18 protein-coding genes are annotated in these 24,300 nt (G+C 39.0%); 2 read left to right on the top strand and 16 right to left on the bottom strand.

Annotation, left to right across the window (positions count from 1 at the left end; genetic code table 11):
- Positions 1 to 61 precede the first annotated feature (61 nt).
- The 16 genes from pdxT to CFT61_RS14785 all read right to left on the bottom strand — a co-directional run bounded on the left by pdxT (position 62) and on the right by CFT61_RS14785 (position 21,907).
- Positions 62 to 628, bottom strand: coding sequence for a pyridoxal 5'-phosphate synthase glutaminase subunit PdxT (gene pdxT, locus CFT61_RS14860; RefSeq protein WP_089545181.1), 567 nt, complete (start codon positions 626 to 628; stop codon positions 62 to 64).
- On the bottom strand, positions 628 to 1,503 hold the full coding sequence (gene pdxS / locus CFT61_RS14855) for a pyridoxal 5'-phosphate synthase lyase subunit PdxS (protein ID WP_089545180.1): 876 nt from the start codon (positions 1,501 to 1,503) through the stop codon (positions 628 to 630). The genes pdxT and pdxS overlap by 1 nt, the downstream gene beginning before the upstream one ends.
- Before the next feature lie 246 nt (positions 1,504 to 1,749).
- On the bottom strand, positions 1,750 to 4,026 hold the full coding sequence (locus CFT61_RS14850; RefSeq protein WP_089545179.1) for an outer membrane beta-barrel protein: 2,277 nt from the start codon (positions 4,024 to 4,026) through the stop codon (positions 1,750 to 1,752).
- Between the two features lie 148 nt (positions 4,027 to 4,174).
- Entirely contained in the window at positions 4,175 to 6,811 is a 2,637-nt protein-coding gene (locus CFT61_RS14845; RefSeq protein WP_089545178.1) for a carboxypeptidase-like regulatory domain-containing protein, read from the bottom strand.
- Between the two features lie 47 nt (positions 6,812 to 6,858).
- Positions 6,859 to 7,701, bottom strand: coding sequence for a GLPGLI family protein (locus CFT61_RS14840; protein ID WP_089545177.1), 843 nt, complete (start codon positions 7,699 to 7,701; stop codon positions 6,859 to 6,861).
- Between the two features lie 31 nt (positions 7,702 to 7,732).
- Positions 7,733 to 8,566, bottom strand: coding sequence for a GLPGLI family protein (locus CFT61_RS14835; protein WP_089545176.1), 834 nt, complete (start codon positions 8,564 to 8,566; stop codon positions 7,733 to 7,735).
- A 37-nt stretch (positions 8,567 to 8,603) separates the two neighbouring features.
- Positions 8,604 to 9,434 carry a GLPGLI family protein gene (locus tag CFT61_RS14830; protein ID WP_089545175.1) on the bottom strand — a complete coding sequence of 277 codons (831 nt, stop codon included), beginning with the start codon at positions 9,432 to 9,434 and terminating at the stop codon, positions 8,604 to 8,606.
- Between the two features lie 531 nt (positions 9,435 to 9,965).
- Positions 9,966 to 12,164 carry a peptidase domain-containing ABC transporter gene (locus tag CFT61_RS14820; RefSeq protein ID WP_089545173.1) on the bottom strand — a complete coding sequence of 733 codons (2,199 nt, stop codon included), beginning with the start codon at positions 12,162 to 12,164 and terminating at the stop codon, positions 9,966 to 9,968.
- A gap of 106 nt (positions 12,165 to 12,270) precedes the next feature.
- The gene (locus tag CFT61_RS17080) at positions 12,271 to 12,423 is read right to left on the bottom strand and encodes a hypothetical protein (protein WP_176425632.1); all 153 of its coding nucleotides are present in this window, start codon (positions 12,421 to 12,423) and stop codon (positions 12,271 to 12,273) included.
- Between the two features lie 30 nt (positions 12,424 to 12,453).
- Complete coding sequence (locus CFT61_RS14815; protein WP_142990656.1) at positions 12,454 to 14,451, bottom strand: TonB-dependent receptor plug domain-containing protein; 1,998 nt, start codon at positions 14,449 to 14,451, stop codon at positions 12,454 to 12,456.
- A 113-nt stretch (positions 14,452 to 14,564) separates the two neighbouring features.
- Positions 14,565 to 15,785, bottom strand: coding sequence for a radical SAM/SPASM domain-containing protein (locus CFT61_RS14810; protein WP_176425631.1), 1,221 nt, complete (start codon positions 15,783 to 15,785; stop codon positions 14,565 to 14,567).
- Between the two features lie 131 nt (positions 15,786 to 15,916).
- Complete coding sequence (locus CFT61_RS14805) at positions 15,917 to 16,627, bottom strand: DUF5036 family protein (protein WP_089545170.1); 711 nt, start codon at positions 16,625 to 16,627, stop codon at positions 15,917 to 15,919.
- An 11-nt stretch (positions 16,628 to 16,638) separates the two neighbouring features.
- A complete protein-coding gene (locus CFT61_RS14800; RefSeq protein ID WP_089545169.1) occupies positions 16,639 to 18,306 on the bottom strand; it encodes an MAC/perforin domain-containing protein in 1,668 nt (555 codons plus the stop codon).
- Entirely contained in the window at positions 18,303 to 19,703 is a 1,401-nt protein-coding gene (locus CFT61_RS14795; RefSeq protein ID WP_089545168.1) for a hypothetical protein, read from the bottom strand. The genes CFT61_RS14800 and CFT61_RS14795 overlap by 4 nt, the downstream gene beginning before the upstream one ends.
- 29 nt (positions 19,704 to 19,732) lie before the next feature.
- Positions 19,733 to 20,107, bottom strand: a complete 375-nt coding sequence (locus CFT61_RS14790; protein ID WP_089545167.1) for a hypothetical protein — start codon at positions 20,105 to 20,107, stop codon at positions 19,733 to 19,735.
- A gap of 186 nt (positions 20,108 to 20,293) precedes the next feature.
- Complete coding sequence (locus tag CFT61_RS14785) at positions 20,294 to 21,907, bottom strand: hypothetical protein (RefSeq protein ID WP_089545166.1); 1,614 nt, start codon at positions 21,905 to 21,907, stop codon at positions 20,294 to 20,296.
- Between the two features lie 571 nt (positions 21,908 to 22,478).
- Between CFT61_RS14785 and CFT61_RS17075 the strand changes: the two genes are divergently transcribed.
- Together CFT61_RS17075 and CFT61_RS14775 are read left to right on the top strand one after the other, a co-directional pair.
- Positions 22,479 to 22,694 carry a helix-turn-helix transcriptional regulator gene (locus CFT61_RS17075; protein ID WP_042520066.1) on the top strand — a complete coding sequence of 72 codons (216 nt, stop codon included), beginning with the start codon at positions 22,479 to 22,481 and terminating at the stop codon, positions 22,692 to 22,694.
- Positions 22,691 to 24,298, top strand: a complete 1,608-nt coding sequence (locus CFT61_RS14775; RefSeq protein WP_089545184.1) for an RNA-binding domain-containing protein — start codon at positions 22,691 to 22,693, stop codon at positions 24,296 to 24,298. The genes CFT61_RS17075 and CFT61_RS14775 overlap by 4 nt, the downstream gene beginning before the upstream one ends.
- The last annotated feature ends 2 nt before the right edge of the window (positions 24,299 to 24,300 follow it).

The following is a 24,300-nucleotide window of genomic DNA, read 5'->3' as shown; positions in this document are numbered from 1 at the left end:
GGATTCCGCAAGGCTTTTTGCTTTTATAATATGAATCCACGAAATATAATTCCGCATTACATTACTTGCACATCTCCAGGAAATACTTATGAATCTCCAGGCTTTCGTTCAATTCCGGATGAAAGGCTGTAACCAGCTGCTTGCCCTGGCGGGCAGCCACAATCTTGCCATCTACTTCAGCCAGAACCTCTGCATCTCCCCACACCTCTTTAATATAAGGAGCACGGATGAAAGTCATTGGGATGTTGCCCTCGATGCCCTTCATCGGAGCCTCGATGTAGAAACTGCCCAACTGGCGACCGTAGGCATTTCTCAAAGCCGTGATGTCCATCGAAGCTATGCGCTGACTAGGCTCGCCCTCAATCTTCTTGGCAAGAAGAATCAAACCGGCACAGGTACCATAAACAGGCAAGCCGGCAGCAATCGCCTCCTTCACAGGCTCCATCAATCCCAGTTCATTCAAGAGTTTCGCCTGAGTGGTACTCTCACCACCTGGAATAATCAAGCCATCCTTAGGCTGGTCCCAATCCTTCAACTGGCGAACCTCAAAACTATCCACGCCCAACTGAGCCAACTTCTGTCTGTGCTCAGCAAAAGCGCCTTGTAAAGCTAATACTGCTATTCTCATTACTTACCTCTTTCAGCCATGAGCAAAGCAATCTCCTGCTCATTGATACCTACCATTGCTTCGCCGAGGTCCTCGCTCAATTCAGCCAGCATCTTAGGGTCGTTGTAGTTGGTAACAGCCTTCACGATAGCCTGTGCACGCTTAGCTGGGTTACCGCTCTTGAAGATACCAGAACCTACGAATACACCCTCAGCACCGAGCTGCATCATCAGGGCAGCATCAGCTGGAGTAGCCACACCACCGGCTGCGAAGTTAACCACTGGCAACTTGCCGTTCTCGTGAACATACTTCACCAGGTCGTAAGGAGCCTGCAACTGCTTGGCTGCCTCATAAAGTTCATCCTCGCTCATAGAAACCAGGCGGCGGATTTCGCTCTGCATCATACGCATGTGGGTAACAGCCTGAACCACATCACCTGTTCCTGGCTCACCCTTGGTACGGATCATGGTAGCACCCTCAGCAATACGACGGAGCGCCTCGCCCAGATTCTTGGCACCACAAACGAATGGCACGTCGAACTGAGTCTTGTCGATGTGATAAACGTTATCTGCTGGAGAGAGCACCTCGCTCTCGTCGATATAGTCGATTTCGATAGCCTGAAGAATCTGAGCCTCAGCGAAGTGACCGATACGGCACTTAGCCATTACAGGGATAGAAACAGCCTCCTGAATACCCTTAATCATCTTAGGGTCGCTCATACGAGAAACACCACCTACTGCACGGATATCAGCTGGAATACGTTCCAGCGCCATTACTGCGCATGCACCTGCTGCCTCTGCGATTCTTGCCTGTTCAGGAGTTGTTACGTCCATAATCACACCACCCTTGAGCATCTGAGCCAAGTTGCGGTTCAATTCTTGTCTATTTTCTGCCATAATTCTTTTAATTTTATCTATTTACGGCTGCAAAGTAAACACTTTTCGTCGAAACAGCAGAAAAAAGTTCCATTTTCTACAAACATTGAGTCATTTTGTATAAAGAGAAATTCGCAAATATATAAGAGATATTCCTGAATATACAAAGCAGTACACAGATTGTACTGCTAAGAGAAACCGAGAGGAGTTCACCTTCTGAACTTCTTGCCCTTCTTCCCCTTATATAATACCACGAAATCTATTCATTTACTTTTCCACATCTAAATTCTTACTATTATTTAGCTTTGTTGTCTTCCCCTTACCCAAACTATACTTAACACTGATAAGGGCAACAAAAGCATTTACTCTATTATCGCCATAGGTTTGATAAGCAAAATTTGGAAGACTCACTTTCGTATAAGTCTTCTTGGAAATCATGGAAGTCGGTATGCTTACTTCCAAAGATATTGGCAACTTACCTTTTAACAAAGAGCAAGAAGTTCCAACAAACAACTTTTCCTCTTCATCATACTGTTTACCTTGTAATAATGGCAATTTGTCGTGACGAAGGAAATAGCTAGCCATAAAACTCAATTTTGTATTTGGAACATTCCAAAGAAGCTGTGTATCAAGATACCAGGTTCTGCCAAAATGCTTCGTGTCATCTTTCATATACCGATGATACCATTGGTAATTTGCAACAAATGACAGTTCTACGCCTTTGCCAAGATTATAATCACCTTCCATTCCCAAGTAATTATGTCTGTAATTACAATTTGCTTGAGTTTGATAAGTTTTATCCTCTTCTTGCTGATAATAGTCTATAATCTCATCCTTGCTCTGCTTGTACATATAGTCAATCTTGACTGTATTGACAAAGTTGACCGTAATTTCAGAATAATGCATAATTCTAGGTTTCAACTCAGAATTGCCTCTATGCCAAAGCACATCGTTCACTTGCCATCTTACCGTTGACAACTGATCAAGGTTGGGATACTCCACATCACAAAAATAATTATATTGCAAATACATCCACTTAACAGGTTTCCAATAACCTTTAAACAAAGGCATCCAAGATGTATGTTCCTCAGATACAGCCTTCAATTGGTTTTCATCTTTAACAGTCAACAAATGAGTGCCTAGCAAAGCATTGAAATTTCTAAATGGCTGATATGATATTGCTCCCATCAATTTACTTCGAGTTTCCTTGCTATTATACAACAGAACATTCTCATTTCGGTCAGAATTAGAATAATCTTTCCATATTTGGGTATAGTCTGCCCACAAAGACACCTTGCTGCCTAAGTTATAGTAACCAGACAAATAATAACGCCAATAGTTTTTATCTCCCTTGTAAGGGGTTCGAACTACATCATTTTTTGCACTATAAAATCTATCTTCATGAATATCATACCTATTATATATGAGTTCCGAAGATAAATTTAAATGTTTTAGAACCGTTCCCTTATAAAACAATCCAATAGTATAATCATCTGTTTTGAAATCATCTAGGCTATTTGATTCATATTTTTCGTCCCTCTTAGAAACAGAAAAGAAATCACTTTGTTTACTTCCCTTTGTCTCTATCCAAGCTTGCACAGATAGTGTTTGATTATCTGACAATTTATAATCTGTTCCCAAACTAAAGCTACCAATATTGCTCCCAGTACTCATGTTTGGTTTTCTATAATCAATAGCCTTTGATTTTATCGTCACATCACCCAAGTTACTATATTCATAACCTAATACATCATAATTCTGACGATGCGTAAAGTTTAGGCTGCCATACAGATTAACTCTTGGAAATGTATAGGTAAAGTTTGCACCCATAACTTCCCTATTGGAATGCTTATTTCTGAAAGAATACAAATTGCGGGAGAACGCACTTATATCCCATCCTGTATAGTCATTAACCAGTTCCATATTGAGCACTACTGGATATTCAGAATATTTACCAGCAGGATAACGCATAATTTCTACAGTTTTGATGCGCTTTGGGTTTATGCTGATGGCATATTCTCGTTTTACTTCCTTGCCATTGATAATTACAGGTACATTTTTATCTTTTCCTACATTCACTTCATCTGTTCCCCAATCTGTTGTTATACCTGGAATTTTTGCTAATAGCTGTATAGCACTAGTGGTTCCTTTTCGAAGGGAATCGGTGATGAATACAGTTTCTTTAGATGCATTTCTACTCACCATATCAGCCACAGCTACCACCTCCTTTAAGTTTTCCACCTTTGATTGCAATACAACAACACCTATATCGCCCTTGAAACCAAGAGGAGATATAGTATCTCGTTTTTCAAAACCTATCGACTGGAAAGACAATTTATATATGTTTCCTTTGCTCTCCAAAGAGAATTCTCCTGTTTCCATACTGCGCACTCCACCCAGAAACCGATTTGTTTTATCAAAAGCAGAAACTGTAACAAAAGGCACACAAGAAGAATCCGATACAGATACAATTTTTCCTCTCACCTGCGCTAAGCAAGTGAAAGGAAACAAAAATAACATCAACACTACCCAAATGTACTTCATCTCTTAAGTTTTTTATTATTAATGACTCGCCAACAATAATCTTTTATACGATGTTCCAACAATTCATATTGTCCTTGATGATCACAAAGAATTTTATTAATTTTCATACTTATTTTTATCATTAAAAAATTCACAATATGTACCATTCCTAAAAATGAAAGAATATAGACATCAGTATTGTCCTACCTCGCAACTGATACTCCTTGCTCGTACGGGTCAACCCAGAATAAACAGTATAGCCGTAGGTGCGCTGATTGAAAAGATTGAGCGCAGTCAGGCTCAACTCCATGCCATTCCTGAAGCCATAACTGGTGGATACATCGGCAAGAGTAAGATTCTTGTGCTGATAATCTGCTATCTGATTGCGATAATGCTCTCCATGCAACTTGATGAACCATGACTTCAATGGCTGGAAGTTGAAAGTGAGATTCTGGGCAAGATTGGTAGAGGAAGAATCGAAACCCAAATTCTTCAATACCATCTTATCCTTATCCCAGTTCAGCTCATAGGTGAAATTGAACCAATCCACAGGACGACCACTCCATTTTGCCGACAACATATAGTTATCAGATGAATAGGCTGAAGGAGAATCGTTCTGACGCAGGAAGCCATCAAACCTCAGATAATCAAAACCTACGCTAACGAGTCCATGCATGAATTCCAATCCCTTACTCACCTTTCCACCAGCCATCAGGTTTTCAGAACTGCTGCTGTTGGAAAAATAGGAGTTGATGATATAATCACCCACAAAATCACGAGCCACCGTAAGATGACTGTCAGACCAGCTCTTGCGGATATAGGCATTGGCAAAGATGGTAGCAAGAGGACGCTTATAGTTGATGTTGAAGGAAACCTGCTTGCTCCTGTCGGCGGTATAATCCACGAAACCCGTATAAAGATTACGGTAATCACGCATCAGCAGTCCCTGATAGAAATTCTGTTCGTCCACTTCCCGCTGAGCGATTCCACCGGAAAGCGTAGCCTGCAAACGGGCTGTAAGGAAATAGCTCACGCTGAGTTGAGGAGCAACCAGTGTCTTGCTGGTATTCTCTTTCGCTCCCATCAACTTATCATTATAATAATAAGGTGTAAAGGTGATGGGCATCTGGAAACGGATATGCCAGCCACCCTGGTTGTACTCTGCCTCCGGCGATGCATAGGCACGGAAGAAGGTCATGCCTATCTGATTGCGCATATTACCCAGGGAATCGGGTACTCCCTCCAGATGACTCTTCATCGTTCTGCTCAATACCTGCAAGCCTACCTTCATCATGACGGTAAAAGGCTTGAGGAAAAAGCCGAGCGAAGTATTGGTATGACTGAAGAATGCTGCCGAACGAACACTTTGATAAGCCGTTTGCTGCAAATTATCAACAGACAGAGAGTGCGGATTCACCATATAAGCATTATACGTGTTAAAGGTATAGGTTCGCTTACCACTCCGATGCAACAGTTCCAGCTTGTCTGATACTTTATATTTCGGCATCTTGACCTGCTGATGATTAGGATAAGAGCCGGCAATATCCATCATGACATCATTCCAAGCCAGGTCGGCGGAAAGCTGATTGGCAACATACGACTTTTCGCCATTCGAAGTCAGCGTAAAGTCGGCAACCAATCTGTTCTGCTTCTGCTTTGCCTGTTCATCCTCTACATCATAAATGGTTGAATCATTCAGGAAATACTGGGTATTACTGAATGAGGAAGAAAGAAGACGGTCATGGGTATAGACTATTTGAGAAGACAAATCCGTATTTTTGCCTAACACCCAGAGATTATTGGTGGTGAAAACATGGGTCTGGTTCTTACGTACACGGCTGTCTGAAATATCCGTCAGCTGGTCGGGCGTAACATTCACGTAATCTTTCAGATTATAAGAATTTCCCATCACACCAGTGCCATTATCCGAAAAGAGGAGATTGCCTTCACCGGTTACATCCGTACCTATATTATTACTCTTGAAGGTATTGAGCGACTGGGCTTTCTTGGCAAAGCGCATCAACGACATCTCGCCTTCCCAGACATTCAGCTTACCAAACTTCTCCCCTTTCTTCTGCTCCATACCGCCACCTGCTTTCAGCGTTCCTACCAGACGGCTCTTGGCTGATTCCTTCAGTTTGATATTGATGGCAGGGTCTTGCGAGAACGACATATCTTCCAAAGCCTTGATAGGCTGATGATTGGTCATCACCTCTACCGAACCGACATCCTTCTGATGTATATTGTTGGTGGCGATGGAATAGCGGCCGCCGAGCATATCATGTCCTTCGATATAAAACTTGTTGATAGCCTTGCCGTTATATTTGATTTCTCCCTTATCCGACACCTCCATTCCCGGCATCTTCTTCAAGACATCAGCCAAACTCTTGTCGTTGGCATCGGCAAAGCTTGCCACATTGTAGGAGATGGTATCGCCCCGCTGTCGGATGCTTGGAGCCTTCACCACAACATCCTTCAGCTTTGTAGCCTGCTCCGTCAGGAGCACATGATATTGGGTAGTATCCTTTGATAAGGGGATAACTTTCGTAGCATATCCCATCATCGAGAAATGCAGCACGTTACGACCATCCGGAATAGCATTGAGCGACAGCAGGAAACTTCCATCTGCCTGCGTCTTGGTAAACTTCAGGATTCTATTGCCGGCAGCAGGTCGGATGGTAACCATCACCCCCTGCAGTCCGTTGCCCGTATAGGCATCTTCCACCTTACCCGACAAGGTGACTTGCTGGGCATAGGTCAAAGTGCTCATACAGATAAACCACAGATATAAAAACAGTTGCTTCATAAATTATCTTCTCGAGAAACCAATCCGTTCTCTCTTTACGTTGATACTTATTCTTTTTCTATCAGATCATATTTTAGAGCTTCATCCACGCTACCTAGAGAGATACCTGTAGAAGCCTCATTTATACTATTTTGATTCCTCAAATATCTATACTTTGATAACAAGAAGTCTTTTCTATCTGTTTTCTGAAAATGTTTAAAATCTTTATCTAATATACCAAAAGTGATTGGTGTTGCACTAACCTGTTGCATTCCATTAATACAAAAGTAGTATTGCTTTCCTCTATCATATACTTCCATGATTAACCCAGGGAGACCACAGAATTTCAAAGGTCCATCACTTACAGGAACATCCAAGGCAAACCAAGCTGTCCATTTTCTTCCCCTGAAACTACAAGTAGCCTTTTGACATTCATGTCCAAGAACAACCTTCATGCTGTCACTTTCTATATTCCACTCCTGTGAGTTTAAAGCATCTTCATAAAGGTAATATTGTCCCAGCAAGAAGTCGGTAACAGTTATCTTTCCTTGCGGATAATTCTTGTAGATGGTTGCAGACATTCTGCGATGTGGTATGGCATTGTGTAATTGCTTTCCTTTCAATCCTTTTCCAACAGCTTCAGCCAAGAAGCTATCCCATAGTTTATCGCCATTAGGAGAAGCCATCAGAGAATCACACTGATAAGTATAATAGCTATAGCATTTAGAACACTCCGCTCCGATTTGCAGATAGAGCAAGTCTTCCTTGCGCTGTTGTTCTCCAGACAGCGTATCCGTAAGATATTCATATACATAGCTACACAGCATATTAGCCGTATCTATCTTTTTATTTTGGGCAAAGCCAATAAGATAAAAAGTTAAAAATAGAAATATGAAACACTTTCTCTTCATGATTTTTCAATACTATATATCTATTTATATTTTACAAACTTTCTAATTGTTTATATTTCCACTTTTTAGAACCAACTTTTTCTATCTGGGGAATATCAATGCCCTGTAGTTGCGTTTGTGACTGGAAATCTCCAAAAAGAAATACATATTGTTCCTTTAAGAATTTTTCAAATGTAGTCTTCTCAAATTTGTTGTTTCCAACGTAAGTCTTGCTAAAGACAATCGGCTCCTTTGACACCTTTTCCATGCCAAGAAGTTTAAAGGCATGGCTATTATCTTCCATAGTAGCCTCCATGATCAGTCCCGGCAATCCACATAATTTCCAAGGTCCGTCAGTTATTGGAATATCCATAGCAAACCATGCAGTCCAACAATGACCACGATAATGACAGACTGCTTTTTGGCACTCATGTCCCAAGATTAATTTAGAAGAATCTTGTATTACCCAATTCTGAGCATATAAAGTATCTTCATAAATATAATCTTGCATCAGTAAGCCATCTGTTACAGTCATCTTTCCTTGCGGATAGTTTTTGTACACATAGGCTTTCATCCTTTTATGAGGCCACTCGGTCTTACTACCTATCGCAGCATTTATCTGCTGCCGCAGTATTACATCTCTATCAGGAGAAGCAAAAATAGAATCTACCTGCATACTATAATAACTATAGCATTTGGACATATTTTTACCTATCTGCAGCACCAACCAATCCTTGGCTGTTTTTCCAGACAAAGTATCCACTACATAAGTATAATCATATTGACATTTCAGATAAGCCTCATCTATTTTTTTCTGGGCATAACAACATCCTATCCCCATATAGGCTAAGATTGTTAATGCCACCAAACTTTTCAATTTCTCCATAACTTTTCCTTGTTTAAAATAAAGATACTCTTTGATTCTATTCTCTTTCTATCAAGTCATAGTTACGTTTATCGTCTGACAGACCTAAGGATATACCTGACGTAGCCTCGCTTATGCTATTTTGATTATGAAAATAATTATATTCAGACTTCAGAAAAGCTTTCCGGTCTGTCTTTATCCGTTTTCTATTGAAAACATCATAAACGATAGGCGTGCCAGCATCCTTCTGCAATCCCTTGATGCAAAAATATTGCTGTCTCCCCTTGTCATACACTTCCATAATCAAACCAGGAAGTCCACAAAATTTCCAAGGACCATCACTCATAGGAACATCCAAGGCAAACCATGCCGTCCAAGAGCGACCACGGAATCTGCAGGTTGCCTTCTGGCAGTTATAGCCTAATATGCTTTTAATGCTATCACCTTCTACAACCCAATTCTGTACACCCAGGCTATCACTATATTCATAATACTGAGACATCAGATCGTCCGTTACCGTCATCATATTCTGCGGATAATTCTTATAGACGCACGCCGTCATTCTGCGATGTGGAAAAGAATTAGTCAGATATCCTTCTCGCTTAAAGGCTTCTTTGAATAAAGCACGAAACTTTGCCTTGCCATCTTCTGTAGATTGCAAGGAATCAGACTGATAAGTATAATAGCTGTAGCATTTTGAAACATTCTTTCCGATAGAAAGAAAGAGTAAATCTTCTCCTTTCTCATCATTCTTTATCGTATCTTTCGAATAACAATAATAATATGAGCACAAAAATTGCCCATGATCTATAACCTCATTCTTAGCTTGCAACAGAAGCGCACCAAAGAACAACATGGACATACTTATAAAAAATCTCTTAACAACCATATTAATATAACCTTTAAGTTTAAAGAGTCACCCTTGTCATTTACTGAGTCCACTTAAAAAAGTAAGGCTTGTTTAAAGAGAGCTCAGTTAATTAAAATGATCTCGGTGCAAAATTACCGAAAATTGCTCAAACCGCCAAACTTTTCACATCATTTCTCACATAATATTTGTTACCCAGTTTATTATGTAAAAATGATGTAGGTTTCAAAAAGCCCCGACTACATCAAAGTAGCCGAGGCTTTCCTTCAAAATCTTCTATTTTTTATGTTTCTTCTATCTTCCAATCCCCTATCGTTCGCTTTTGGCTATCATAAATTCCATTCCTATGCGCACTTCCCTGTTAGGATTAGCCTCCATGGATATAGGATAAGGTATCTTGTAGAAAGCAGCTGCGAGGGCTAGAACTATTATCGTAATGATAACTGTCCCCAAACTAACAAGGCGAGGAGGAACTTTGCCTATCACGTTCCTCACCTTCTCACTTCTCAACTCGATATTATCTGATTCTTTTTATTCCATATCAAACGCATTTTAGTTTCCCAATTCCAACTGATTCTTCACAAGATTATAATATGCCCCTCGCTTGGCGGTTAAAGATTCATGGTTGCCAACCTCAACCACCTTTCCCTGGTCAAGGACTACGATTTGGTCGGCATTCTTTACGGTACTCAGGCGATGCGCCACAATCACAACCGTCTTGCCTTGGTAGAACTTATCCAGGTTCTCCACGATATTACGCTCATTGTTGGCATCAAGCGAGTTGGTTGCCTCGTCAAGGAAGATATAGTCAGGATTCTTATACACCGCCCTTGCTATCAGGATGCGCTGCTTCTGTCCCTGGCTCAGTCCTACGCCATCACGCCCAATCTTGGTGTTGAACTTCAGCGGCAAGGCCATCACATAATCCTTGATGCAAGCTATCTCAGCTGCTCTCATCAAACGGTCTTCATCTATCTCTGCATCATCCACAGCTATGTTGCGCCCGATGCTCTCCGAGAAGATGACACCCTCCTGCATCACAACTCCACACTGTCGGCGCCACCATTTCCTGTTGAGCTGATTGATGTCGGTATCGCCAATGGTGATTTTTCCTTCCAGCACCGAGTAGTAACCCAGCATCAATCGGATGAGCGTGGTCTTTCCGCTGCCCGATGCTCCCACTATCGCCGTCACCTTGCCTTGAGGAATAAGAATATCCACCCCGTCTATTGTCTTTCTGAGGGCATGAGGATCATACTTGAACATGATGTTGCTGATATGGATACCATCCTCAGGATGATCAAGACCTGTCAGCAAGCCATCCTTTCCGTTCTCATCATCCATCTGATGAATCTCATTGATTCGTTCCAGGCTGATTTTCACATCCTGAACGGAATAGAAGAAGTTCATGAGTTGCTCCACCGGCGAGTTGAGCTGTCCGATGATATATTGCACGGCAAGCATCATACCCAAGGTCATGTGCCCTTGGATTACCGCCGTAGCGGCAACCACCGTCACAACGATATTCTTCACCTCATTGATAAAAATACTTCCTGCCTCCTGGGTCTGCTGTAGTTTTAGAGATTTCTGCTGCACCCTGAAAAGATTCACCTGTGTCTCCTCCCATTCCTTCCGCTTGCGCTGCTCGCAATCCTGCAACTTGATTTCCTGCATCGAAGTAATGAACTCGTATGTCCTGTTGTTATTGATGGCCTGCTGCTCGAAGAGTTCATAATCGAGCACCTTTCTTCGACGCAGGAAGAGAGCCATCCATCCTCCGTACATGATGCTGCCAAGCAAGAAGATGGCAAACACTACCTTATTATATATAAAGAGCACCACCGAAAACACCACGAAGGTAAGCATGGCAAAGGTGATGTTGAGCGTCTGCTGGGTGAGAAAGTTATTCACACGGCTATGATCGTTCATTCTTTGCATCAAGTCGCCCATCAGTTTGGTGTCGAAGAAAGACATCGGCAGTTTCAGAAGTTTGATGAAGAAGTCGCTCACCAGGGAGATATTGATCCGCATGGAGATACGGAGCAGGAACCATCGGCGGGCGAAGTCTATCGCAGTTCGGCTGACGGTGAGCATCAACTGGCCTAAGAGAATGAGCCAGATGAATCCAATGTCTTGGTTCTTGATACCGACATCCACGATGGATTGGGTAAGGAACGGCAACACCAGCTGCAGGGCGCTGCCCGCAAGCAGTCCCAAGACTATCCAGGAAAAAGCCTTGCGGTATTTCTTGAAATATCTGAAAAGGAACTTGAAGGAACGCTTCTCCTTCTGTCTATCTTCTCCTTCCATCTGATAGGTAAAGAAGGCAGGAGTGGTCTCGAAGAACATGGCGATACCCTTGTCTTCGCCATTGGATTTCGTGCTTATCCAATGCTGCTTGAACTCTTCTAAGCCATAAGTGACCAATCCCTTTCCTGGGTCAGCGACATAGAACCTCTTGCCTTTCTTAACCTTATATAATACAACAAAATGATTCTGATTCCAATGAAGAATACAAGGCAAAGGGACTTCACCTAACATGGTCGTGGTTGCCCTTGCACTTACCGTGTGCAATCCTAGCGTATTAGCCGCTTCATTAATACCTAGCATGGACACCCCTTCCGTTGTGGCAAAGCAAAGTTTCGACAGAGAATCTAAAGAATAGTCCCTGCCGAAATATTTGCAAACCATTTGCAAACAGGCTATACCGCATTGCATTGAGTCATATTGTTTTCTTAAAGTAAAAGACATAATACTAACAAATAAGCCATCATGTCCATGAAAAACAGGAAACATGATGGCAAATCAAATGACTGATAGATATTATCTATCCAGCTCCATACAACAATACCGAAAACTAAATACCATCAATATGGCAGTATCTGTGACAATCACCAAAACTTGGGCAATCTCCCAAATAAACTTTAAGCTGTAAATCACTTCGTTCACCACCCATAATTCTGACTTGCTGAACCTCGTTCAACAAATCCGTTAGATTAATTTTTTCCATTGTCTAAATATATTTAAGTTACACATTGGACTATAAAAGTCCCTTACCTTTTTTATTTTCATCCATAAACAATTCCTTATATTCATTTCGATGAGTTTTCTTTCTATTGTCCAAACGAAAGCGAACACGCAATAACAAAGTATTGTCATAAGTTCTCATCGATTGTCTTTTTTGTATATCCATAAAGTCTGTGCTAATCACAGACTTTTGCTCTCGCCTTATTCCAAAACGAAATGGTGGAATATACATAAGTGACACACTCACCCGGTTTTTCCAAAACATTTTATTTACTGCAGCCTGCCACAAATCCTGTCCATAATGCTCCCATCCATCAAGTAGCGGATTCTTTATCATCTGATGTCTATATTCTAATGAAAAATTTGTTCTCATTTTATCACTCCACCAACTCAAAGTACTAAGATATGACAAATTAGAGCATTTATTATTCAACCTATCCAGATATACCTTTAAAATCTGTCCACTTATCGTATTTTCCCATGTCAGATTTTTCAAGATATCCCAACTATATGATACCCATAAACCAAATCCTTTCTTGTTGGCATTAGCAAAGGTTTGGACATAGGTATTATCCGTTTCCTTATTATATAGTTGTTCAATACTATTATGCTCATATTCATATAGTCCACCCACTTGTAGCTTGTCCCAAAACGTCCCCATTATAGAAAAGCTATGACTTGTCGAAGCTTTTAGGCTAGGATTGCCCTGTGACTTCAACCATGTATCTACAGATGTCTTATTCGTAGACAACTGATATAGCTTAGGAGCCGCAACAGTTGTTTGATAATCTAAGGAAAGTTGCATATTGTCATTTGGAACAAAAGATACAGACACTTGAGGCAAAAGTATCCACTTCTTCCAATTTGTTTCCATACCTGTTTGGGAGACATATCCCAAGCCTGTTCCAACATGAGCTAAAAGTCTTTCCGTCATCTTGTAATCAAAATAAGTATAGAACACTTGATGGTTATTTGCATTTTCCAAAAGACTCAACCGTTGTTCTACATCACTTACCTCATACTTACAAAAAGAGCCTATATAACCAAAGTTAAATAATAACGCATCTGACATCTGACTTTTGGCATCAAACTCTCCATGAATATAACGCTTACTATTCTTACTATATTGCGAAGATGTCAACAATCCATTTTCCAAGAATGTATTTCTTTGTTTACCAGACAAATACTCTACACCAAGGGATGCGTACACATTCAACTTATCAAGCATGGAATTTTTATAAATCACATAAGACTTTATGTCTGAAGATTTCAAACTTTCAGCATTTTGCTCATCAATAGAAGCAATTTTCCCCATAGATAGCCATTGAGTACCTGTATATTTTTGCTCATCAAAATTTGAATTCCATTCATAATTACCACTTAATGCTATTTGTTGTTTCTTACCGATTCTCCAATTTAAATTAGCAGCTACATTGTGAGTAACATTACCTTTGTGTTCATTCGGCTCATCCTCAAAGGTATCAAACACATCTTGAGAAATGACTCCAGCATATTGTTTCGAATATGCAACAGGATAGTTCCAATGAATTGTCGCCATACCATACCCTGCATTGAAATCTATATTCTTGTTTGAATATAGATATCTCATATTAGGTTGTTCATTAGCGATAATATTGTTACCATTTTCCGGAGACACAATAGTAAAATTATTAAATGCAATAGCATTTCCCTTATAATCATCCTTCAAAGCTATACGAATTGTGTAATGATAGCCTAACATCTTATATCTAGCCGAAGGAAGCCTTACTACTTCTATTTTTGCCACATCCGTAGGAGCCAATGCCTGGAGATAGTCCTTGGAAGCAGGCACACCATTCACTTCAATTATTACTTTTGCATCCGAATAAACAGATATAGCATTAGCCAATTTATTGTAATCTACACCTGGTAATTTCGCCAACAAGTCATACACAGACATAGTTCCCTTTCGAATATCTGGATTTATATAATAGACATCCGAATACAGATTATGCTTCTTAGCTTTTACCACAACCTCGTTGAGAGTGACAGACTTAACAGTGTCTATTCTTATAGAATCTTGTCCAAAACAAACATTGCTGCTATTCAAGATAAAAAAAATGAATACATATTATCAACTTCATTTCACTTATCTTCTTTTGTTATACAATAACATCTAATATCATTTTGAAAATGAGCATCTTTATCTTCAAAAACACACTTAAGTTTTTCATTTTCTCCCAAATGTCGCCGAGTTTCTGGACACGGTCCCATACACAAAGGCAAATACTGACAGGACAAACAATCTCCCATACGTGTAAACACATTAGAATCACATTCTCTCGGAACCGTATTCCAAACAATTTCACCATTATCCGTCAAATAACCCCGTGCATCGTAGATATCTTTATTTGAGCATCTATCAACCCTCCCATCTGGATATATAGAATGATGGTTGCTACATTCCACATAACAAACCGACAACTTGATTTCATCATAATCTGATAATATCCTATAGCCTTTGTGATGGAAAGTTCGAATTATAGCTGTCAATTTATCATCCATAGTTGGAGTTTCATTTTCTTGCCAAACTTTCCTAAACAACAAAGTTATTCTATCCTTCACAGAATGAAGAAAAGCATCTATCTCTTCAGGAAAATTATCCGTGAGATTGTTCTTCGTATAATTTATACGACAAGTTATATCTGCTTCTGGTATCATTTTTGTCAGCATTACAATGTTCTGCAGTATCAAAGAAAAAGAATCTTGTATTTTATCATTAAACCTTGTCTTATTATGATTCGCTTGTTCACCATCTATAGTTATTTGAAAGCTATTAAACGACAAATCCTTCATCGTTTGGATTAAAGATGCTGTTAACAAAGAACCATTAGTTGTTATAGCATTGTTGAATCCAATAGCATTCTTCGCACAAAAATCTATCGCAAACTCAGAAATACGAGATATACTTCCAACATTTAGCAACGGTTCACCTCCAAACCAAGACAAAGTCAAGTGCTCTATAGAATTTTTCTTAATATAGGATTCAATATGTCTCTCTATCTTTCGCTCCAACTCTTTCGACAAAATAATACCCTTATGCTTCTGAACACAATACCAACAAGAAAAATTACAAGAATATGTTGTAAGAATCATCAAGTTGAGCACTTTATTGTTCTTGTATTCATAAAACAAGCTCTTTAACTCTGACAATTCATCCCTATCGTCATCTATGACAAAACCATTATCATAAAGTTTCTCTACAAAGCCTTTTGCTTCATCAGGAAGAAAACTCTCTATATTATTTAGCATAAAAAGACACGCAGCTGTATTATGCTTTGAAATATAGAAGAACTTCTTTGTCATTGCGTTAAACAAGACATTCTTGCTATCACTGACTGGAACTATTATGTTATAAGCACTTTTTTGCATATACCCATTATTTTTGTAGATTTCCCATCTCTTCAAGAAATGGGAAATCCGCTGTTAAACATAACTTAAAGATTGACATTAAATGTAACCTTTGTGTAAACATTACCCTTTCGTAGATATATTATATATTTTCCATAAGGTCCATAGAGTTCATTTGGAGACTTACGTAAAGCCACTTTCAAATGCCCTTTAGACAGACTTATAGAAAAGTCTTCACTCTTTCCGAAAAAACAATATTCTTCTGCACCAAGAGCATCAAACGACAGTTGATCATCTAGCCCAAACAAGTCACCTATGTTAGTATCTTTTTGAGGCAATTCTTTTTCATCAGACAAAGACGACGTATATTCTACGACAGCCCCAACCTTGCTAGTTTCTTTCTCCAAGAATGAAGACACCACAAACTGATAATATTTACATCCTATCTCATATGCATTCTTATGAGAAGGGAATGTCAATACATTCTCTGATTTACAAGACACATAACGATGATTTAGCAATACACTTGTTTCGTTTGACAAGTTATCCAAATTAGGAATTTGCCAACTTTGGAAATTTACAGAGGTACCCAAATCAACTATTTGCCAACTGTCAGACCGAAAATTCATCGAGCCGTTTATGTAAACTCCTGTTTCACCAAACAAGGTCTTGCCATGATTTTCGTCGAGCATATTTAATGAGGTAAAAGAGACCTGTGAAGGGTCATCTTTACTGCAACTTGTAGCAAACAGAATTATCCACAAGCTCAATGCCAACAACACTATCTTATTCTTCATACAATTTAATTTTATAGTCCGATAATTGTATAATAATTCGCCAAAGTTCCTATAGCGATTTTCTTTTCAGGCAAAGAATCCACCCAAGAACTAATTCCATATACCTCAGCTATATCACCCTCATCTTCATCTTCATCTACATAATAAGAAAATGCAACCTTTTTCTTTGGGTTATATACATATTCTACACTATTTGAAGCATTGTAATAACGATAATATTCTGATTTGTCAAAATCCACAACTTCTATACATAAAGGATTGCGCAACATTGGATTCAATCTTGCCTTTTTATTGGGCTCCAAACCAATCTCTACACTAAACAGTTTATCTGTTTGTTCCAAAATAGCTTGGTGCTTTAGGTCAAATTGTTCCGCATTACTGTTCTTGCGTAATTCGTCATCAGTTTTTACCTGACTAGTCTTGAATATGATTCTATCTCCTTGGCGTGTAACGAGTACTGGACATACATCATACAATGGCTCATAAGCAGAAGTTGAGCGTACCATCACTCTTGCGGTTTCCATATAAGGAATAACAAACTCATTATAAGTCGCTAAGACTCCATTTGTTGTATCATCAAACCTTTGCTTAAAATTTTTCTCCAACACAAAGTCTGATAAAGGTAGCAAACTATTATCTGTAACATCAATTATGGTATGAGTTTTATCATCGTTCAATGAGTTAAACCAAGAGCTTAAATCGACATTTAAATCACTTAAAGCACATGTCTTCACTACAGCATCTCCGTCTTGAATACCACCAAATGTCTTAATCTGGACAAATGTATCCGTACTTTTAAACTCTGTTGTTGACGAAGACTGGTTTGAACTAGTAAATCCCAACTCACCACTTCCTGTCGCCCCTTTATAAGTAACAGAAGCATTTATTGATTTTTCCAATCCTTTTTCTTTGCCCTCTGTCGTTTTTGCAGTACTATTACAACCTGCATAGCTTGCATATGCCTTTCCTCCCGTAAGATAACCTGTAACAACAAACTCCCCATAGTTTTTAAGATTAGAAGATATTGTTGAATTATACAAATTTTTAATGAATGATTTTTCTATAAATTTACGTGCATAAAGGCTCCTTGCTGCTGCTGAATTCTGCAAACTATATTGATTACTAATAAAATATAAAGATAGTTCTCCAAAAGTAGCATCGTTCGAATTATCTATGATGGTCTTGAAAGTTTCCGTTGTTGCTTTCTTATGCCCAAGAGAAAAAACCTTAAAATTTAGCGAGAAACCTGATGACACCTTTTTAGTAACAGTAGAATTGTATTGGTATCTATCAAAATCAGCAAAGGTTACCACCTTACGATCCGATGTATTTAAGTGTGTTGCACTGACATATGCAGCATCATAATCCTGCAAAGCTTTCAAATTTACAACTGGATATGCACTAAAATTAGCAAAATCTCCCATTACGTAAGTTCCTCCCAAAAGTTTATAGCCGCAACCCAATAATGCCTCGGAATTTCCATTAATCACAGAGGAGCGAGTCACATCATTCTTTGGAACATAGAATTTAGAATGAGAAATAGGAAGATTAGGATTTCTCTTAAGTACCAATGACTTATCCATAGAAATTTCCGAATTCATAGAATCAGAGACTTCATCGGTGCATGCACTGGCTATTATAGCCAGTGCTGCAAACAATATTACTTTTACATGTTTCATTTCAATATAGTTTTAGAAATTATTACTGGATGAGACTTCTTTCGTAAAGACAATTCTTCCCCATCATCAAGATCAAAACATTTTACTATATCAGGTTTTGCTCGTTTTGTAGTATACATTGTTCCATACCACGTACCCTTGACTTTGACCTTTCTTTCCTCATTATTTACCTTTACTTTCATCTCTGCAACGTAATTGGCAGAAACAGAATAGCCTTCCAAATAAGACGTTACTTCTATCAAAGAGTTCGGTTTTGCAATTCCCTCAGTTTCTACTGTTAGCACACGGCTCACTCTCCCCTTTGAGTTGGAATATTTCATATCACGCAAGAATTCACCAGGATTAGGTTCATCATCAGGATTAACTGGAGAAGGTACAACCAATTTATTTGCCAGCACATAAGGACGGTAAAAAGTCGGAGAATCATTCCATAAGAATTTTAAACGTCCTGTTTCTGAAAACTGATAGGTATCCGTCGCATAATGAGAAGCTTTTATCGAAAAACTACGACGTTCTTCTGTCTCATTCTTCCCATAACTAACTACTTCCAATGGAGTCAACTTGCTAATCTGTGCCGAAGATTTATCAAATTCTATATAATCAATGTCAAACTTGTCTATCGGCTGAATAAAAAACTCTTGTTGCCCTTTTCCATTGACTCGCCGTGCATAACCCAACTTATTATTGGCTTTAGCCTCAAGCACATAATAGAATATCGACCAAGAATTATTAGGATCGGCCTGTCCTATATAAGACTCACTCTGAATAGCAAAGTAACCCTTATATGAAGGCGATGCCAATAAATCCCAAGAGGCACTATATAGAGAGCCGCTGTTATCCTTAGCAGACATTAATATTTTATCATCTGGCTTATTAGTATAATACCCTACATTAAGAGGCGTATTAGAATTCTTTGAATAAATTAAATAAGGTATCCCAGATGTTGCTGGCAAAATTTTGAGAAAGAATTTACTTGACTGAGCTGTATTCTGACTACTGAGCACAACTTCCTTTCCTGCCTCCGAGCAAGAAAGATACTTATAGCTTGCGTTTGAACCTGTTGCCACAGAACGAACACTAATATTCAGTGGCATTTCACGAATCGCATAAATATTAGATGAAAAATATTCATCATCTTCTCCATAAGAAGCTAGAGCAGAAACAGACTGTATAGAATGTTGACGCAATGTTTCACGCAGTCTTGCTGACTCCTCTGTTTCTTCTATAGGAAGAATACTATCCACACTTGTACTATCAACAGCTCTAGTACTTCTCATGCTATTCAGACTTGCTATTTCTCTGTTTTGCGCAAAGCTAACAAGTTCTCCATTTTGGTCTGTACATGAATTTAATGCACAGCCATAGGCAACAAGCACCAACAATAACAACTTTTTCATGCGTATCTTTTATTTATATAGTTAATAACTTAGAGTTCAAATATACCAGCATAAATTACACTGGAAAACTCAAGAACAACTTCATAAGGACCACTATCTAATGTATGTAAGTCCAAAGTACATTGTCCATCGCCATCTACGAACAGAAAAGTAGTAGCAGCAATATTTCCATTGTCATCATGAACATAAACCTTTACTTCACCAACATAATGGCTTACTTTTGCAACAAGTGATTTTTTTTCTAAGCTTACCACAATATCAAGACCATCTGCACGAGTTCCCAAATGTCCTTTTTTTCTATTTACAGGAATATTCTTTGTCGCAAGAGAATATTTTGCACCCACTTGGCTAGGAGCAAAAACAAGAAGCAACAGCATCAAAACAAACATTTTCACTTTCTTCATAACCTTACCTTTTTAATTGTTATTAATTCTCGGCTGCAAAATTACTAGTTTTTCCAATATACGCCTAACAAAATAGGTCTATTTCTTCGCAATAGTACAAAGCGCATATAATACTATATATCAGATACTTAAAATTTTCCCCCCCCCATTTCATAAGGTCTAAAACTTCATTTTACCCTCTTCTTTTTAGTAGTTTTCTATGTAGTTACGAAGCGAAAAATGCTCATTTTTAATGCCAACCTTATTCTTGTACAAGAACAATTTTTGCTTAATTGCTTTCTCGCTAATACAATAGATAGAAGCCAACGCTTTTTGCGACAGCTTTAAACGCAACAGCATCATTAGCCTTAAATCGGTCTTAGATAAATTCGGATGTTTTTGCTTGAGTCTTTTCACAAATAGGTTTTCCACACTATCTAAAAACACCTCCAATTCGTCCCAATCACTCTCTGACAACACAACGTGCTTATTCTCATTTGGAGCTATGGAATTTAATTTTTCTACAACATCTATCTTCTTTTGCAAATAGTTACGCATCACAGATAGTTGAACCTCTTTATGTGAAAGTTCCTCTTGATGTATTTTATCCTGCATTTGTTGCTTTTGGAGATGCACCTCCCTTTCATGTTCCATACGTAGTTTTACCTGCTTCTTATATGACTTATAAACATACAAAACAAATATAACCACAACAAAAAACAATACGGCCATCAAGCTAAACACCCATCGCTGCATTTCGGCTTTACCTTGCATTTTCGCCCTTTCACTTTCCTTTTTCAAGAATGATTTATAATAATCTGCTTTACCCTGTAATGCTGTTCGATACATATCTTCCAAATAATGGTACGCCGAATCGCTAAAGCTCTTAGCAGACTTATAATCTTGGGCTTTCATTGCAGCTTGGCTTTGCACATAAAACACTGAGTAACGATCTTCTGCCGTTTTTGGCGTTGCTTGTTTCAACAACCTAAAGGCTTGGTTTATAGAATCTACAGAGATATAAGCAGAAGCCAACGTCAACAAGCAAGAAAATCTATTTGCAGCATTCAAGTCATAAGCCTGTCGTGCATAATACAAACAACTATCATTTTCTCCCATTTCCTCAAAGGAACTTGCTAGATTTTGTCTTACATAAGACAATAAGTTTCTATCATCCACCTGTTTCGCCTGTCTATATGCTTTTTCCTCTTCTTCCAAGGCTTGTTGTAAACTATCTACACTAAAAAAGGTTTCCCCTAGCCTCAAATGCGCTGCCACCTTATTATATATACTAACATTTGGCATGGACTCATACATCTTCACCAAAGCTTTAGCATAGTTCAAAGCTTTGTAAGGTGCCAGCTGTTCTTCGACTTCAATCAGCTTATCCAATGCCAAGCATTTTAAATTCATATTATGGAGGCTGTCAGATATGGAATAGGACTTTTCTAAACAAGCCTTTGCCTGCTCCATACTATCATTCAGCAGAAAGCATTTTCCCATATAATACAAGGATGAAGCATAAAGAGAATCGGCTTGATGCTTACCATACCAATCATACGCTATGCGAATCAAGGAATCGTTATCCACATCCAAGCCCGACTTGTCTTGTGCCATGTAATAAGTAAGGGCATACTTCGCCATATCTTTATCTGAGAGTTTACCTTGATTGATACGGTTCAAAAAGGCCAAGGCACTATCTGGCTTAGACTCTGCCAACGTATAAGCTAAGTCCAACTCTTTCTTATGACTTTGATAACATGATACCAACACCGAAAGCATCATAAAAAACAATATCGTATACGAAATACTTCTTCTCATATTTTAGTATAATTACATTCTGGGCGCAAAAATACAAAATATTTTTCAATAATAGAACTAAATAGGGTCTAAAATACAAAGTCTGCAGAAAAGCACAATACAACTGATTATCAGGTATATATATTATATTTATAACAAAAGGGGGTCTAAATAATAGTAGTATTTTCGCATTACCAACCTTTCTGCATCAGATAACAGAATCTCACGCTTTGGTTGCCAGGAAGCATAATGTTAATTCAGGTAACTCGCTCTAATTTGGACTTTGATTGAAAATCAAGAAGTTGGGCGTTTGCCTATATTATATAGGTAACAATATGGAAACGAGCGGACTTCTGCTCGTTTCTGTATTTTGCAATATGCAAAGAACGCCTTCAAATATATATGCAAAGATAAATCTAATTTTCCAAAAAACACCTTTTTTACTTTGTTTTTATGATTATTTATGAAACGGGCAATATTGCGAAATACTCAATTATTTGCATGTTTCGTAAACATTTTGAGGCTATTGTTCCTTTTTCTGAAATTATTTTCGTACTTTTGCAAGTGTATTTACCTATTTTATATATATAGTATGGCAAAGAAAGATGTAAACAGATTGAAGATAATGTTGGCAGTAACCAAGCACTCAAACAAGTGGTTGGCAGAAATGTTGGGTAAAGACCAAGCAACCATTTCTAAATGGTGCACAAACACTTGCCAACCAGACTTGGAAACCTTAATACGGATTTCTGATTTGCTGAAAGTGGATGTAAACGATTTGTTGAACAAAGAATGTATCAAAGAATGATGAACGATATATTGAAACAGATAAAGGCTGGCGAGGTGTCGGGGGTGCAGTTCAAGGAACGCATTCTCGACAAATATGATATTGCCTGTGAGTTAGTGGCTTTCAGTAATTCACATGGTGGCAAATTGGTAGTTGGCATAAAGGATAAGACCGGAGAACCCAATGCCTTGTCGTATTCTGAGGTACAAGAAACAACCAACTTGTTGAGTGACATTGCTTCTGAAAACGTAGTGCCATCCATTCTGATAAAGATAGATACTGTTGAAGTTGAGGATGGCAACTTGGTTGTTGCTACTGTGAAGGAAGGACTCAACAAGCCTTATCATGACAACAAGGGAATCGTATGGGTGAAGAATGGTGCCGACAAGCGTAAAGTGTTCGATAATGCTGAACTTGCAGAAATGATGACCGACTGCGGTAGTTTTGCTCCAGACGAGGCTGGTGTTAGGGATGCAACTGTCAACGACCTTGATGCAACGACCATCAAGCAGTTTCTTGGCAACCGTTTTGAAAGAGTTTTGGAAAAGAAAGGCTTGACAGGTGACGCTTTTAATGAAGCATCACTTGATATGATATGCTCTGCCATCGCTAAGGGGCATGACAGTGAGAAGATACTTCGCAATCTGCGATTTATCCGTCCTGATGGTTCACTGACCGTTGCTGCCATGCTTCTGTTTGGCAAATACACCCAACGCTGGATGCCAATGATGACAGCCAAGTGTATCTGTTTTGCTGGCAACAGCGTTGGCAGCAAGGTTTTTCGTGACAAGGTGAATGATGCAGATATGGAGGGGAATCTGCTTCATCAATATGACACTATCATGGATTTCTTCACTCGTAACCTACATAATGTGCAGGTGGGAGATGAATTCAACAGCATGGGTAAGTTGGAAATACCTTACACCAGTTTGGTTGAGTTCACTGTAAACAGCCTTGTACACCGTTCGTTGAACATGAAGGCCCCTGTTCGCATTTTCATTTTCGACAATCGTGTGGAGATTCATAGTCCTGGTGCATTGCCTAACGGACTCACTATTGATGACATCAAGGCTGGAACATCCATGCCTCGCAATATGTTCCTTTTTAACAATGCTATATACTTGCTGCCATACACTGGTGTGGGTAGCGGCATCACTCGTGCTCTTGATGAAGGTGTTAATGTCACGTTTATGAATAATGACAAGGCGCAGGAATTTGTCATCACGGTTTGGAGAGAAGAAAGTAACAAAGTCGAGAAAAAAAGTAACCAAGTCGAGGGGGAAAGTAACCAAGTCGGTAACCAAGTCGAACAAAAAAGTAACGAAGTCGAAGAGGAGAGTAACGAAGTCGAGGAAAAAAGTAACCAAGTCCAAGACTCTGACACTCGACTTAGACACTCTGACACTAAAAAAGTGTCATTGTCTAATAAGCAAAGGGATATAGTCAATTTCTGTTCAGTTCCTCGAACCACCGCAGAGATCATGGAACGCCTTGGTTTATCCAATCAGACAAAGAACCGTGAGCGTTACATCACCTCCCTTGTTGCAGCAGGATATTTGCAGATGACTAATCCGGATAATCCTACAGCAAGCAATCAAAAATACAAGAAAGTAAACATAAGATAAGA

The sequence above is a fragment of the Segatella copri genome, assembly GCF_002224675.1.
Classification (GTDB): domain Bacteria; phylum Bacteroidota; class Bacteroidia; order Bacteroidales; family Bacteroidaceae; genus Prevotella; species Prevotella copri_U.
This window is presented reverse-complemented; position numbering and strand designations above follow the sequence as displayed.

Bases quoted from the DNA above. Each gene is read 5' to 3' on its own strand.
- CFT61_RS17075 (WP_042520066.1), top strand. From the start codon at position 22,479: ATGGCAAAGAAAGATGTAAACAGATTGAAGATAATGTTGGCAGTAACC.
- CFT61_RS14840 (WP_089545177.1), bottom strand. From the start codon at position 7,701: ATGAAGAGAAAGTGTTTCATATTTCTATTTTTAACTTTTTATCTTATT.
- CFT61_RS14810 (WP_176425631.1), bottom strand. From the start codon at position 15,785: ATGACAAAGAAGTTCTTCTATATTTCAAAGCATAATACAGCTGCGTGT.
- CFT61_RS14845 (WP_089545178.1), bottom strand. From the start codon at position 6,811: ATGAAGCAACTGTTTTTATATCTGTGGTTTATCTGTATGAGCACTTTG.
- CFT61_RS14775 (WP_089545184.1), top strand. From the start codon at position 22,691: ATGATGAACGATATATTGAAACAGATAAAGGCTGGCGAGGTGTCGGGG.
- CFT61_RS14820 (WP_089545173.1), bottom strand. From the start codon at position 12,164: ATGTCTTTTACTTTAAGAAAACAATATGACTCAATGCAATGCGGTATA.
- CFT61_RS14795 (WP_089545168.1), bottom strand. From the start codon at position 19,703: ATGAAAAAGTTGTTATTGTTGGTGCTTGTTGCCTATGGCTGTGCATTA.
- CFT61_RS14850 (WP_089545179.1), bottom strand. From the start codon at position 4,026: ATGAAGTACATTTGGGTAGTGTTGATGTTATTTTTGTTTCCTTTCACT.
- CFT61_RS14835 (WP_089545176.1), bottom strand. From the start codon at position 8,566: ATGGAGAAATTGAAAAGTTTGGTGGCATTAACAATCTTAGCCTATATG.
- pdxT (WP_089545181.1), bottom strand. From the start codon at position 628: ATGAGAATAGCAGTATTAGCTTTACAAGGCGCTTTTGCTGAGCACAGA.
- CFT61_RS14785 (WP_089545166.1), bottom strand. From the start codon at position 21,907: ATGAGAAGAAGTATTTCGTATACGATATTGTTTTTTATGATGCTTTCG.
- CFT61_RS14805 (WP_089545170.1), bottom strand. From the start codon at position 16,627: ATGAAGAATAAGATAGTGTTGTTGGCATTGAGCTTGTGGATAATTCTG.
- CFT61_RS14800 (WP_089545169.1), bottom strand. From the start codon at position 18,306: ATGAAACATGTAAAAGTAATATTGTTTGCAGCACTGGCTATAATAGCC.
- pdxS (WP_089545180.1), bottom strand. From the start codon at position 1,503: ATGGCAGAAAATAGACAAGAATTGAACCGCAACTTGGCTCAGATGCTC.
- CFT61_RS14830 (WP_089545175.1), bottom strand. From the start codon at position 9,434: ATGGTTGTTAAGAGATTTTTTATAAGTATGTCCATGTTGTTCTTTGGT.
- CFT61_RS17080 (WP_176425632.1), bottom strand. From the start codon at position 12,423: ATGGAAAAAATTAATCTAACGGATTTGTTGAACGAGGTTCAGCAAGTC.
- CFT61_RS14790 (WP_089545167.1), bottom strand. From the start codon at position 20,107: ATGAAGAAAGTGAAAATGTTTGTTTTGATGCTGTTGCTTCTTGTTTTT.